Origin of the sequence: Streptomyces sp. V4I8, assembly GCF_041261225.1 — a bacterium.
Classification (GTDB): domain Bacteria; phylum Actinomycetota; class Actinomycetes; order Streptomycetales; family Streptomycetaceae; genus Streptomyces.
The window spans coordinates 1,889,772-1,902,884 of record NZ_JBGCCN010000001.1 but is presented as its reverse complement, the minus strand read 5'-3'; the positions used below and the strand labels follow the sequence as shown (position 1 = coordinate 1,902,884).

The following is a 13,113-nucleotide window of genomic DNA, read 5'->3' as shown; positions in this document are numbered from 1 at the left end:
CATGGCCACATCCGAGACCGCTCCCGGGACGGACCAGCGCCCCGCCCCTTCCCCCGGGGCCCCGCTGACCGGCCGCCGCATCCGGGTCGCCGTGATCGGTACCGGTGCCATCGCGCGCGACTCCCACCTGCCCGCGCTCGCCAGGCTCGCCGAGGAGGGCGAGACGCAACTCGTCGCCGCCGTGGACATCGCCGCGGAGTCGGCCGAGGACTTTTGCGCGACAGTGACGGCGACCGCGGCAGCGGCAGCGACTGAGGCTGTAGGGGCTGGGGCTGGGGCTGGGGCTGGGGCTGGGGCCGCGGCTGGGGCGCCCCGTGCCTACACCGATCTCGACGTGATGCTCCAGGAGCAGCGGCCCGACCTGGTCATCGTCTGCACGCCGCCCACCCTGCACCGCGACCAGACCGTGGCCGCGCTGCGTGCCGGTGCCTGGGTGTGGTGCGAGAAGCCGCCGGTGCCGAGTCTCGCGGACTTCGACGCCGTGGAGGCGGAGGAGGGCAAGGAGGGCGGCCCCTACGCCTCGATCGTCTTCCAGCACCGCTTCGGCTCGGGCACCCGGCACGTACGACGGCTGCTCGACCAGCAGGCCATGGGGCGCCCGCTCGTCGCGCACTGCCAGACCACCTGGTACCGGGACACCGCCTACTACACCGTGCCCTGGCGCGGCCGCTGGCAGACCGAGGGGGGCGGCCCCGCGATGGGGCACGGGATCCACCAGATGGATCTGCTGCTCGATCTGCTCGGACCGTGGAGCGAGGTGCGTGCCATGGCCGGCCGGCTGGTGCACGACGTCGAGACCGAGGACGTGTCGACGGCCCTCGTCCGCTTTGCGAACGGTGCGATGGCGACCGTCGTGAACAGCGTGCTGAGCCCCGACGAGGTCAGCCGCATCCGTATCGACTGCGAGCGTGCCACCGTCGAGCTCACCCACCTGTACGGGCACCGCAACGACAACTGGCGCATCAGGCCGGCCCGGGACGTCCCGGACGCCGAAGCCGCGGCCTGGCAGGACTTCGGCGCGGACATGCCCAGTTCGCATCTGGAGCAGCTGCGGGAACTGGTCGCGAGCATGCGCGCGGGGGAGCGCCCGCGCAGCAGCGGCGCGGACGGGCGGACGAGCCTGGAGCTGGTCGCCGCGCTGTACAAGTCGGCGTTCACGGACGCGACGGTACGGGCGGGTGAGATCGGCCCCGGCGATCCGTTCTACTCGGCGATGCACGGGGACGCGCCGGGCTGGGCGCCTGTCCTCCTGGGTGAGCGGGCCGCGTCGGGCGAGGAAGCCGCTGCGTGACCGGGCTGCGTATCGTCCACGCACACGGCGACCGCGTCACGGTGACCGAGTCGGTCACCGGCGTCGAACTGCTCTCCTACGTCTACCGGCCGGAGGCCGCCTGGGAGGCCCCGAAGCCGTACGTCCACCCGCTGCGCACCCTCGCCGGTGATGTGGTCACCGACTACCGGCCCAACGACCACCGCTGGCACAAGGGCCTGTCGCTCACGGCCTCGCATCTGTCCGGGGCCAATCTGTGGGGAGGCAACTCCTACGTCCACGGGCAGGGCTATCTCGAACTGCCCGAGCGGGTCGGGTCGATGCGGCACGTCGGCTTCGACGAGGTCTCCTCGGACGGTGACCGTGTCGTCATCGCCGAGCGGCTGACCTGGCATCCCCACGGTGGTGAGCTGTGGGCCGACGAGCGGCGCCGGGTCGAGGTGCACGACATCGAGCCGGAGTCCGGCTCATGGGCCCTGACCTGGGCGAGCGCCGTGACGAACCGGCGCGACGAGCCGCTGCGGTTCGGCAGCCCCACCACCGCCGGGCGCGGCATGGCCGGTTACACGGGCCTCTTCTGGCGCGGTCCGCGCGCCTTCCAGGGCGGCCGGATCGTCGCCCCGGACGCCGAGGGCCCCGGCCTGATGGGCGAACAGGCGCCCTGGCTGGCCTACTCCGGCGAGCACGACGGTACCGACGGCCACGCGACCCTCGTCTTCGCGCACGCCCCCGAGAACGACCACACCGGTGACCGGGGCGCCCACCCCGCCCACTGGTTCGTACGCAACGAGCCCTTCGCGGGGGTGGCTCCGTCCTGGGCGTTCCACGACGAGCTGGAACTGGCGCCCGGCGGCACCCTCACCCGCCGCTACCGGGTCGTCGTGGCCGACGGGGCGTGGGAGCGGGAAGAGATCGTCAAGTACCTGGAGTCGCATCCCTGGTGATCGGCCGCCTACGCGGCTGACGGCCCCGACACCGTCCAGCCGGACACCTGGGGATGAGCCGTCAGGTCCTCGTGACGCACCGGATCCCCGCAGGCCCGGCAGGTGACGACCGGGACCAGTTCGTTGCCGCAGACGTGCTCGATCACCATGGGGCGGTCGTCGTCCTTGCGGACATGGCGGTCGCCCCACGCCATGAGGGTGATCAGGACCGGCTCCAGCTCCAGTCCCGCCTGCGTCGGCCGGTACTCGAACCGCTGCGGGCGCTCGCTGTAGGCGCGCTTGGTGAGGATGCCGGCGTCGACCAGGCGGCGAAGCCGGGTGGCCAGGATGTCGCGCGGGGCGCCGATGTTGCGCACGAGCTGGTCGAAGCGGCCGTTGCCCAGGCACACCTCGCGCAGGACGAGCAGGGAGTACTTCTCACCGACGAGCGCCAGGGTGTCGGCGATGGAACAGGGGCGCGGGTCTTTGGTGGCGGCCATGCCGCTCAGTCTAGGCGGGTTCGACTTTCCAACCCAGTAGGTTTGATTTTCCAACCCAGGGGGTTATGGTGAGTTTGGATTTCCTACTCATCAGTAATCGGGAGGCCCGCACCATGCGTGACGCAGTCATCGTCGAAGCCGTACGCACCCCTATGGGCAAGGGCAAGCCGAACGGCTCCCTGGCCCACGTCCACCCCGTCGAGCTCCTCGCCCACACCCTGCGCACCCTCGTCGAGCGCTCGGGTATCGACCCGGCACGGGTCGACGACGTCATCGGCGGCACCGTCGACCAGGTCGGCGAGCAGGCCATGAACACCACCCGCTACGCCGCCCTGTCGGCGGGCTTCCCGGAGACGGTCCCGGCGACCACCGTGGACCGCCAGTGCGGCTCCTCCCAGCAGGCCGTGCACTTCGCCGCCCAGGGCGTCATCTCGGGCGCGTACGACCTGGTCGTCGCCTGTGGCGTCGAGTCGATGAGCCGGGTGCCGATGTGGTCGAACGTGCCGCCCGGCAAGGACCCCTTCGGGCCCGGAATCGCCGATCGCTACCCGGAGGGGCTCGTCCCGCAGGGCATCAGCGCCGAACTCATCGCCGCCAAGTGGTCGATCACGCGCGAGCAGATGGACGCGTTCGCCGTCTCCTCGCACCGCAAGGCGGCCGCCGCCTGGGAGAAGGGCCTCTTCGACGCCGAGGTCGCACCCCTGGACGGCGTCTCCCGCGACGAGTGCGTACGGCCGGGCAGCACCCCCGAGATCCTCGCCGGCCTCAAGCCCGCCTACCACGACCCGGTCTTCGCCGAGCGCTTCCCGCAGATCGAGTGGAACGTCACCGCGGGCAACGCCAGCCCCGTGAACGACGGCGCCTCCGCCGTCCTCATCACCTCCAGCGAGACGGCGGCCCGACTCGGCCTGCGCCCACTCGCCCGGCTGCACAGCTTCGCCGTCACCGGATCCGACCCGATCCTCGTGCTCACCGGTGTGATCCCGGCGACGGAGAAGGTGCTGCGCCGGGCGGGCCTGTCGCTCGGCGACATCGACCTCTTCGAGGTCAACGAGGCCTTCTCCAGCGTCGTCCTGGCCTGGCAGCAGGAGACCGGAGCCGACCTGGCCAAGGTCAACGTGCACGGCGGCGCGATCGCGATCGGTCACCCGCTCGGCGCCAGCGGCACCCGTCTCACGACGACGCTGGTGCACGCGATGCGCGAACGCGGCGCCCGCTACGCCCTGCAGACGATGTGCGAGGCGGGCGGCCTCGCCAACGCGATGGTCCTGGAGGCGGTGTAGGCCGTGTAGCCGGATCCGATCCGCGGGTGGCGGAACGGTTCAGTGGCCGCGCAGGTGATGGCGCTTGCGCCAGGCCACCACCACACCGGCCAGCGCCGGTACGGCGATACAGGCCAGCGCGATCAGAAAGGCGGGCGACGTCGGCGCGGAGGCACGGGCGCCGGCGACGACGTACGCGGCGGTGTTCGGGATCGACCCGAGCGCCGTCGCCAGCAGGAACGGGACGTAGCCCATCCGGGAGACCGCGGCGGCGTAGTTCGCGGCCCAGAACGGCACCCCGGGGAACAGCCGCACCGCCAGCATCGAGCGGAATCCGTGCTTGCTGAACTGGCCGTCCGCCGCCTTCAGCCACCGGCCGCGCAGCAACGGGCGCAGGGCCTCCTGGCCCAGCAGCCGCCCCAGCCCGAAGGCGATGCCCGCGCCCAGCACCGTGCCCGCCAGGGCCGCGCCGATGCCCCACTCGGAGCCGAAGAGCGCGCCCGCCGCGAGGTTCAGCAGCGGCCGCGGCACGAAGGCCACCGTGACCAGGCCGTACGCCACCGCGAACAGCACCACCGCGGCCGAGCCCTCGACCTGGGGCGGCCAGCCGTTCGCCATCAGGTTCTGCGGCTCGAAGAGCAGCACGGACGACGCGGCCGCCGCGAGCAGGACCACGAGCAGGGACAGCCGCGACCACGGCGAGAGCAGCGTTCTGGTGCAGCGCGCGGCGAAACCCGAGGGCACGGGAACGGGGACGGTTACGGGGACAGCGAGCTCCGTGGCGGCGGCCCGGGGAGGGGCCGTGGCGGTGCCCCCAGAGCGGGTGGTGGCATCGTCGAGCATCCGGCGACAGTAACCGACAAACATGTGTGATCGCCGTATGGTTCGTCTCATGAGCGTCACAGGTGCGGGAACATCAGAAGTTCCGCGCAGTGTTCTGGCCGACACGGTCCTGGAGCGGCTCACCGCCACGTACGGCGCCGCCGCGGACCCCGAGCGGGCCGCCACCGCCCAGGCGTACATGAAGGACATCGCCCCCTTCCTCGGCGTCCCGACACCGGAGCGCCGCGCCCTGTCGCGCACCGTCCTCCAGGGCACGCCGCGCCCCGACGAGGCCGACTGCACCGCCATCGCCCTGCGCTGCTGGCAGCTGCCCGAGCGGGAGTACCACTACTTCGCCGTCGACTATCTGCGCCGGCACGTGCGGCGCTGTTCCTCCGGCTTCCTTCCGGTGACCCGGCAGCTGATCACCACCGTCTCCTGGTGGGACACCGTCGACCTGCTCGCCGCCCACGTCGTCGGCGGACTCGTCGCCGTCGACCCGAAGCTCTCCGCGGACATGGACGCCTGGATCGTCGACGACGACCTGTGGGTCGCCCGCACCGCCCTGCTCCACCAACTGCGTTACAAGGAACACACCGACACCCAGCGCCTCTTCGCCTACTGCCTGCGCCAGTCCGGGCACCCGGACTTCTTCATCCGCAAGGCGATCGGCTGGTGCCTGCGCGAGTACGCCAAGACCGACCCGGACGCCGTACGGGACTTCCTGGCGCGGGAGCGGGGGCGGTTCGCGCCGCTGTCGGTGCGGGAGGCGCTGAAGAACATCGGCGCCTGAAGTCCCGTACCGCGAAAAACCATTCGACGTCCGGCAAGGCGTCGACGATGATCGACGTCATGTTCCGGCACGCCTTCCTCTTCGCAGCATCCGCAGTCGCGGATGCCCCGAAGGCTGCCGTTCTCGTCTTCCTGGCTGCCGTCGACGGCGCCCGAAGCTGACCCTCCCCGGACAGTCCGGCGGACCCCGCAGGGGGAGGGTCGGCAAGTCCTCGGGGTCCCCCTCTCCTACGCGGAGACTTCTGTAGAGACTTCGAGGTACAGCCATGTCCAAGACGGCATACGTGCGCACCAAGCCGCATCTGAACATCGGCACGATGGGTCATGTCGACCACGGCAAGACCACGTTGACGGCCGCCATCACCAAGGTCCTCGCCGAGCGCGGGTCCGGCACGTTCGTGCCCTTCGACCGCATCGACCGGGCGCCGGAGGAGGCCGCGCGCGGCATCACCATCAACATCGCGCACGTCGAGTACGAGACCGACACCCGCCACTACGCGCACGTCGACATGCCCGGCCACGCCGACTACGTCAAGAACATGGTCACCGGCGCCGCGCAGCTCGACGGGGCGATCCTCGTCGTCTCCGCGCTCGACGGGATCATGCCGCAGACCGCCGAACACGTCCTGCTCGCCCGGCAGGTGGGCGTCGACCACATCGTCGTCGCCCTCAACAAGGCCGACGCGGGCGACGAGGAGCTCGTCGACCTCGTCGAGCTGGAGGTCCGCGACCTGCTCACCGAGCACGGCTACGGCGGCGACGCCGCGCCCGTCGTACGGGTGTCGGGGCTGAAGGCCCTGGAAGGGGACCCGAAGTGGACGGCGTCCGTCGAGGCGCTGCTCGACGCGGTGGACACGTACGTGCCGATGCCGGAGCGGTATGTGGACGCGCCGTTCCTGCTGCCCGTCGAGAACGTGCTCACCATCACCGGCCGGGGGACCGTCGTCACCGGCGCGGTCGAGCGGGGCACCGTGAAGGTGGGCGACCGCGTCGAAGTGCTCGGGGCCGGGCTGGAGTCCGTGGTCACCGGCCTGGAGACCTTCGGCAAGCCGATGGACGAGGCGCAGGCCGGGGACAACGTGGCGCTGCTGCTGCGCGGCGTTCCACGGGACGCCGTCCGGCGGGGGCATGTCGTCGTCGCGCCGGGGAGTGTCGTGCCGGGTCGGCGCTTCACCGCGCAGGTGTACGTGCTGTCCGCGCGTGAGGGCGGTCGTACGACTGCGGTCACCAGCGGGTACCGGCCGCAGTTCTACATCCGTACGGCGGATGTGGTCGGGGACATCGACCTCGGTGAGGTGGGGGTCGCTCGGCCCGGGGAGACGGTGACGATGACCGTTGAGCTGGGGCGGGAGGTGCCTTTGGAGCCTGGGCTCGGATTTGCCGTTCGCGAGGGTGGCAGGACGGTGGGGGCGGGGACTGTGACCGCCGTCGTCCCGTAGAGAGTTCCCCGGCACAATGAGGAGGTGAGCGAACCCATACCCGTCACCAGGTCCGCCGACTACGGCACCGCCAAGCTGATGCCCGACGTCGACCGGAAGCGGGCCTGGCTGCTCACCGTCGACGGGGCTCCGCAGTCGTATGTCGATCTGGACGAGCCGGAGTATCTGGAGTTCGAGTACGCGCGCCGCCTCGGGCATGTCCTGGACACCGTCGCCGAGCCCGGGCGGCCGCTGGACGTGCTGCATCTCGGGGGTGGGGCGCTGACCCTGCCCCGGTATCTGGCGGCGACCCGGCCCGGCTCGCGGCAGGACGTCGTCGAGGCCGACCGGGGGCTGATGGAGCTGGTCGTCGAGCATCTGCCGGTTCCGGACGGGGCCGGCATCCGGCTGCACGCCGGGGACGCCCGAGCCTGGCTGGAGGCAGCCCCGGACGACTCGGCCGACGTGCTGGTCGCCGACGTCTTCGGTGGGTCACGGGTGCCGGCGCATCTGACGTCGGTGGCGTACGTCCGGGAGGCCGAGCGGGTCCTGCGGGGGAGCGGCGTCTATCTGGCGAACCTCGCCGACGCGGCGCCGTTCGCCTTCCTGCGCTCCCAACTCGCCACCTACGCCACGCTGTTCGAGGAGCTGGTGCTGATCGCCGAGCCGGGTGTGCTGCGCGGCCGGCGGTTCGGCAACGCGGTGCTCGTCGCCGCGCACCGGCCCCTCGACACGGCCGCCCTGGCCCGGCTCACCGCCTCCGACGCCTTCCCGGCCCGCGTCGAACAGGGGCCGGCCCTGCGGCAGTTCATCGGCGGCGCGCGGCCGGTGCGGGACGAGGACGCCGTACCGTCACCCGAGCCCCCCGACGGGGCTTTCGGCATCGGCTGAGTCGCGCCGGGTCCCGGCGGTCACGTGCTGGGTACGGCGTTGTAGGTTCCGTACGTCCGGTACGCACAGGACCGCGGCCGTGACGACCACGACCACCGCGGCGCAGCCCCACAGCGCCGACGTGCGGCCGAACGCCGTCTCCGCCGGACCGGCCAGGGCTGTGGCCAGCGGGACCAGGGCGACCGAGCCGAACCAGTCGTACGCGGCGACCCGGGACAGCTTCTCCTCCGGTATCTCCTGATGGAGTGCGGTCATCCAGGAGACGCCGAACACCTCCAGCGTCACGCCGGTCAGGAACATCACCGCGCACAGGACGGTGACCGGCACCGGTACGGCGAGCGCGGCCGAGGGGAGGGCGAGCGGGAAGACGCACAAGGTGCCCGCGAGGAGCAGGCGGCGTGGCTTCCAGCGGGTCATGAGCAGGGCGCCGGCGACCGTGCCCGCCCCGAAGAAGCCCAGGGCCAGGCCCCACGGCCCCGCCCCGCCCAGGTGGTCCCGCGCGACGAGGGGGCCGTAGACCGCGTCGGCGGCGCCCACTGGACGACGATGCCCCACAGCCACGGCCGCCCCGCGAACTCCCGCCAGCCCTCCCGCAGATCGGCGAGCATTCCGCCGCCCGGCAGGCGCGGCGGAATGTGACTCACATCGAGGAACGCCCGCATGGAGCCGGCGACCGCGAAGGCCGCCGCGTCGGCCGCCAGCACCCAGCCGGGCCCGATCGCGGCCACCATGGCACCGCCGAGCGCGGCACCGCCGACCGCCGCCCCCTGCATCGCCATCCGGAAGACGGCGAAGGCCCGGCTCGCCTGCTCCCCCTGGACCGACGACAGCAGCATGCCCTCGGCCGCCGGGCTGAAGAACGCCTGGCCGGTGCCGCCGAGGGCGGTCAGCAGCATCATCTGCCAGAGCCGGGCCTCCCCGGTGAGGACGAGCGCGGCGAAGGCGGCTTGCGAGAGGCAGTTGAGGGCGTTGGCCGCGACCATCACCCGATGGCGCGGCAGCCGGTCCGCGACGGCGCCGCCGATCAGCAGGAAGAGCACCAGGGGCAGGGTGCGGGAGGCGGCCACCAGCCCCACGTCACCGCCGTCGCCGCCCGCCTCCAGCACCGCGAACGCCGCGGCGATCAGCGCACCGTGACTGCCGAGGTTCGTGACGAACGCCGCGGCGGTCAGCAGGCTGTAGTTGCGGCCCGCCCAGGAGGGGCGGCGGGAGCGGCGCGAGAGGCCGGCGGCGGAAGTCACCGGCCGACTATCGCCGCCCGGCTCTGGATTTGCCAAACGAATTGCAGGTCACTGGCGGGACGAGGCCCGCACGCCGAGATCCGGGCGGCCGCGGGCGGGCTTCCTCGAAACCTTCACCGGTACGACGCTCGTCACATCCCGGCGACCTGTTCCCTGGTTCCTACTCATGGGTAACATGGCGGCCATGAGCGCAGACCAGATGTCGATCGGCGAGATGCTCGCCGCCACCGTGCCGATGGCCCGGACCCTGAACCTCCAGTTCCTGGAGACCACGCCGGAGAAGGCCGTGGTGGCTCTGCCGGACCAGAGTGAGTACCACAACCACGTGGGCGGGCCGCACGCCGGCGCCATGTTCACGCTCGGGGAGTCCGCCAGCGGGGCGATCGTGCTGGCCGCGTTCGGCGACCAGCTCTCGCGTGCCGTGCCGCTCGCCGTCAGCGCCGAGATCTCCTACAAGAAGCTCGCCATGGGTGCCGTGACGGCGACCGCGACGCTGGGCCGCCCGGCCGCCGAGGTCGTCGCGCAGCTGGACGCGGGGGAGCGCCCCGAGTTCCCCGTGGTCATCGAGATCCAGCGCGGTGATGGGGCCGTCACCGGGGAGATGACGGTCGTCTGGACCCTGCGGCCGAACGGCTGAGCCGACGGCGCGACGGTGAGCAGGGGCCCTGGGCGGGGCCCCTGTCCTGCTTCACCCCCGCCTTCCTCTCAAGCCGCGAGCCGGCCCTCCCTCGCCCCGCTCTCCTCCAGGCCTGCCACGAACTCCTTCAGCCAGGCCGTGAACTCCGGCCCCAGGTCCGCCCGGTCGCACGCCAGCCGAACCACCGTGCGCAGATAGTCCGCCTTGTCGCCGGTGTCGTAGCGCAGGCCGTCGAACACGACTCCGTGGACCGTTCCGCCCGCAGCGAGGTCCCGCAGGGCGTCGGTCAGCTGGATCTCGCCGCCGCGTCCGGGCGGGGTGCGGTCCAGGACGCCGAAGACGGCGGGGTCGAGGACGTAGCGGCCGATGACCGCGTACCGGCTCGGCGCGTCCTCGCGCGACGGCTTCTCCACGAGGTCCGTGACGCGGACGACACCGCCTTCGCCCGACGGTTCGACGGCCGCGCAGCCATAGAGGTGGATCTGCTCCGGCGGGACCTCCATCAGGGCCACCACACTGCCCTCGTAGCGGTCGCGGACCTCCAGCATCCGGCTGAGCAGGGTCTCGCGCGGGTCGATGAGGTCGTCGCCCAGGAGGACGGCGAAGGGCTGGTCACCGACGTGGTGGCGGGCGCACAGCACCGCGTGGCCGAGGCCGAGGGGGTCGCCCTGGCGGATGTGGTGGATGTCCGCGAGCCGGGCCGGGTCGCGCACCGCGTCCAGCCGTACGGTGTCGCCCTTGGCGGCGAGTGCCTGCTCCAGCTCGAAGGCGTGGTCGAAGTGGTCCTCGATGGCCCGCTTGTGCCGGCCGGTGATCATCAGTACGTCGTCGAGACCGGCCGCCGCGGCCTCCTCGACGACGTACTGGATGGCCGGCTTGTCGACGACCGGCAGCATCTCCTTGGGTGTCGCCTTGGTCGCGGGCAGAAAACGCGTGCCGAGTCCTGCGGCGGGGACGACCGCCTTACGGACGGTACGGACCCGTTCGGGGGCGGGGTCGGACGGGGGTGTCGTGTGGGGGACGATCATGCGGCTCATGGTGGAGCACGGGGATGAGAGCACGCCGGGAGAAACCTCGGAGCTTGCTGTGCGGGATGCGGAATTGAAGATTCCGTGGACCAATGGTCTTTGCCTGCACACAACTTGGCACTTGGCTCGGCGGATATTTCGAATGGGGGTGCGGATACCGCCGGTAACATTTCTGAATTTCTTGCTCTTTGAACGTCGGTCACTCGAACTTCTTGTTTCCTGTACATAGCTTGTGCGAAAGTGAGCGACCCGATAGCCGGTCCACATCCGATGCGGCCCAGGTATGCACCAATCAAGCACCTGCTTTCCGATGGACGTGCATTCCCCGTGCCGTCCTGCGGCTGGGAAGGAAATGGTTCAGTGCAATCTCCTTACCCCCCACGACCGCCGTACCCGCCACGGCCCGGGGTGAGCCCCGGAGAGTCCGACCGCGATCTCGTCGCGAACCTGGGCAAAGCCGATGCGAACGGCCATGCCGTCGCCCTGCTGATGGCACGGCACTGGCGCGCCACCTACGACTACGCGGCCATCTGTCTCGTGTCCACGGCGAGTTCGGCCGCCATGGTGGCCGCCGCGGCGTTCCATCGCGTGCTCGGCCGGCCCACCGGCGGCGCGCTGCGCCCTCAACTCCTCGCCGCCGTAAGGGATCTGGTGAGGGGCTGGGCGGCCGACGGCGGTATTTCCGCCCTGTTGCCGGAACTCGGCAAACCGACGGGCGGGCGCGGGCTGCGCGCCGCGCGGTCCGTGACGCCCGAAAGGCGGCAAATCGCCGAGCGCGCATTCCGGGCGCTGCCGGGGGCCTCGCAATGCCTCCTCTGGCACACCGAGGTCGAGGCCGAACCGATAACCGTACCCGGCGGTCTGCTGGGGGTGGATACGCCCACCGCGTCGGCAGCGCTGGAGGGCGTGCGCGAGCAATTCCGGACAGGCTGCGTCCGCGCCCACCGCGAACTCGCGCCCACCCGGGAATGCCGCTTCTACAACCGCCTCCTCGACGTCCCCATTCGCCGGGGCGGCGCCCTGCTGCCCGATGTCCAGCAGCATCTGACCGAGTGCCGCTACTGCCGGCACGCCGCCGAGCAGCTCAGCCATTTCGAGGGCGGCCTGGAAGTGCTGCTCGCGGAAACCGTGCTCGGCTGGGGCGCCCGGCGCTATCTCGACTCCCGGCCCGGACGCGGCGGCTCCGGGGCGACGTCGTGCGACCGCGGGCGACGCGGCGGACGGCACCGCCCGGAGCGGCTCGACCCGCCGCGCGGACGCGCGAAGGCCGTCGCCGTGGGGGTCGGCGTGACCTCCCTCGCTCTGCTCGTGACGGTCCTCACCGCCAAGGGCTGGACCGAGGAGAGCGGCGTCCCCGGACCGCACGCCACCTGGGGCGCGCCCAGCGGCACGACCGTCAACCCGGGTGCCGTGTCCCCGTCCTCGTCCAGTGGATCACCGTCGGCCGCCTCGGCCGAGGAGCCCGTCGAGATCGCCCAGGGCAGGCTCCGCAACCTCGACCGCGGGCTGTGCCTGGACCTCCGCGACGGCCAGGTCCGTACCGGCGCCCGCGCCGAGCTGGCGGAGTGCTCGTCCGCCGCGTCCCAGCAGTGGTCGTACCGGGACAACGGCCTGCTGCGCAGCGCCGCCGAGCCCACCCTGTGCCTCGACTCCGACGCCGACGAGGGCACGGTCGTCCTGGCGAACTGCCTCGCACACGCCGGCGAGGTGCGCTACGACCTCACCGTCCACGGCGAGCTCCTGCCCCGCCGGGCCGAGGGGCTGGCGGTCGCGCCCGGCAAGGGCGTGAGCGTGGTGGTCGACGAGCGGGACGGATCCGAGGCGCAGCGCTGGACGCTGGACGGCGGGCTCGCGGACGCGGGCGGGGGGAGACCCGAGAAGAAGCTCCAGCAGGAGAAGCCGCGCGAGGAGAAGGGCACCGCACCCGTGGCACCCGAGCGAGAGTCGCCGGACGGTGGCACCCCCGAACTCCCGCAGGGCGAGCCGGCCGTACCGGAAGAGGACCCCGAGTCGTCGTACGAGACGCGGTACGTCCAGGACGACTCCGGTGACGAAGCCGAGCCCGCCACCCCCGTCGATGCCGTGGTGGCCCTCCCGGCAGAAGTGCCGGCCGCCGTGTCCACGGTCGTCCACAGCGCCACGGCGACGCTCGACTCCACCCGCCGCCAGTCAGGGGTCACCCCGACGGAGTGACCCCCTCACCCCTTTCGACTTCTGACGTCATTCGGCCGTTTCTCGTTCACTTCATTGACACGAGTCACCGACGTTCATAGTTTTCCCGCCGCGCCAGTGGTGTCCCGTGCTCACGAACGTGGAGGTGGACCCGTGA

At 71.7% G+C, this 13,113-nt stretch carries 11 protein-coding genes and 1 pseudogene; 8 read left to right on the top strand and 4 right to left on the bottom strand.

From position 1 onward, the window contains the following. The first annotated feature begins 1 nt into the window (after position 1). Together ABIE67_RS08590 and ABIE67_RS08585 are read left to right on the top strand one after the other, a co-directional pair. Positions 2-1,291 (top strand): Gfo/Idh/MocA family protein, encoded by a 1,290-nt coding sequence (locus ABIE67_RS08590; RefSeq protein WP_370255701.1) that lies wholly within the window; start codon positions 2-4, stop codon positions 1,289-1,291. Next, positions 1,288-2,214: a PmoA family protein gene (locus ABIE67_RS08585; protein WP_370255700.1), complete on the top strand. Its 927-nt coding sequence runs from the start codon at positions 1,288-1,290 to the stop codon at positions 2,212-2,214. The genes ABIE67_RS08590 and ABIE67_RS08585 overlap by 4 nt, the downstream gene beginning before the upstream one ends. An 8-nt stretch (positions 2,215-2,222) precedes the next feature. On the opposite strand, the gene ABIE67_RS08580 is transcribed toward ABIE67_RS08585, so the two are convergent. Continuing rightward, positions 2,223-2,693: a winged helix-turn-helix transcriptional regulator gene (locus ABIE67_RS08580; RefSeq protein WP_370255699.1), complete on the bottom strand. Its 471-nt coding sequence runs from the start codon at positions 2,691-2,693 to the stop codon at positions 2,223-2,225. A 113-nt stretch (positions 2,694-2,806) separates the two neighbouring features. Between ABIE67_RS08580 and ABIE67_RS08575 the strand changes: the two genes are divergently transcribed. Beyond that, the gene (locus ABIE67_RS08575) at positions 2,807-3,976 is read left to right on the top strand and encodes an acetyl-CoA C-acyltransferase (RefSeq protein ID WP_370255698.1); all 1,170 of its coding nucleotides are present in this window, start codon (positions 2,807-2,809) and stop codon (positions 3,974-3,976) included. Positions 3,977-4,015: 39 nt separating this feature from the next. Here ABIE67_RS08575 and ABIE67_RS08570 read toward each other — a convergent pair whose 3' ends face one another. Continuing rightward, positions 4,016-4,798, bottom strand: coding sequence for a TVP38/TMEM64 family protein (locus tag ABIE67_RS08570; RefSeq protein WP_370255697.1), 783 nt, complete (start codon positions 4,796-4,798; stop codon positions 4,016-4,018). Positions 4,799-4,847: 49 nt separating this feature from the next. Here ABIE67_RS08570 and ABIE67_RS08565 point away from each other — a divergent pair, with 49 nt between their 5' ends. The 3 genes from ABIE67_RS08565 to ABIE67_RS08555 all read left to right on the top strand — a co-directional run bounded on the left by ABIE67_RS08565 (position 4,848) and on the right by ABIE67_RS08555 (position 7,878). Next, the gene (locus ABIE67_RS08565; RefSeq protein ID WP_370255696.1) at positions 4,848-5,570 is read left to right on the top strand and encodes a DNA alkylation repair protein; all 723 of its coding nucleotides are present in this window, start codon (positions 4,848-4,850) and stop codon (positions 5,568-5,570) included. 265 nt (positions 5,571-5,835) lie between these two features. Beyond that, on the top strand, positions 5,836-7,008 hold the full coding sequence (gene tuf, locus ABIE67_RS08560) for an elongation factor Tu (protein WP_370255695.1): 1,173 nt from the start codon (positions 5,836-5,838) through the stop codon (positions 7,006-7,008). A 24-nt stretch (positions 7,009-7,032) separates the two neighbouring features. Continuing rightward, positions 7,033-7,878, top strand: a complete 846-nt coding sequence (locus ABIE67_RS08555) for a spermidine synthase (protein ID WP_370255694.1) — start codon at positions 7,033-7,035, stop codon at positions 7,876-7,878. Here the strand turns inward: ABIE67_RS08555 and ABIE67_RS08550 are convergent. Continuing rightward, a pseudogene (locus ABIE67_RS08550) lies at positions 7,840-9,119 on the bottom strand (MFS transporter). The gene ABIE67_RS08555 and the pseudogene ABIE67_RS08550 sit on opposite strands and share 39 nt — an antisense overlap. 199 nt (positions 9,120-9,318) lie before the next feature. On the opposite strand from ABIE67_RS08550, the gene ABIE67_RS08545 reads away from it, so the two are divergent. Beyond that, positions 9,319-9,756, top strand: a complete 438-nt coding sequence (locus tag ABIE67_RS08545; protein ID WP_370268340.1) for a DUF4442 domain-containing protein — start codon at positions 9,319-9,321, stop codon at positions 9,754-9,756. A gap of 68 nt (positions 9,757-9,824) precedes the next feature. Here ABIE67_RS08545 and galU read toward each other — a convergent pair whose 3' ends face one another. Beyond that, entirely contained in the window at positions 9,825-10,784 is a 960-nt protein-coding gene (galU, locus tag ABIE67_RS08540; protein ID WP_370255693.1) for a UTP--glucose-1-phosphate uridylyltransferase GalU, read from the bottom strand. A gap of 561 nt (positions 10,785-11,345) precedes the next feature. Between galU and ABIE67_RS08535 the strand changes: the two genes are divergently transcribed. Further along, entirely contained in the window at positions 11,346-12,977 is a 1,632-nt protein-coding gene (locus ABIE67_RS08535; protein ID WP_370268335.1) for an RICIN domain-containing protein, read from the top strand. The last annotated feature ends 136 nt before the right edge of the window (positions 12,978-13,113 follow it).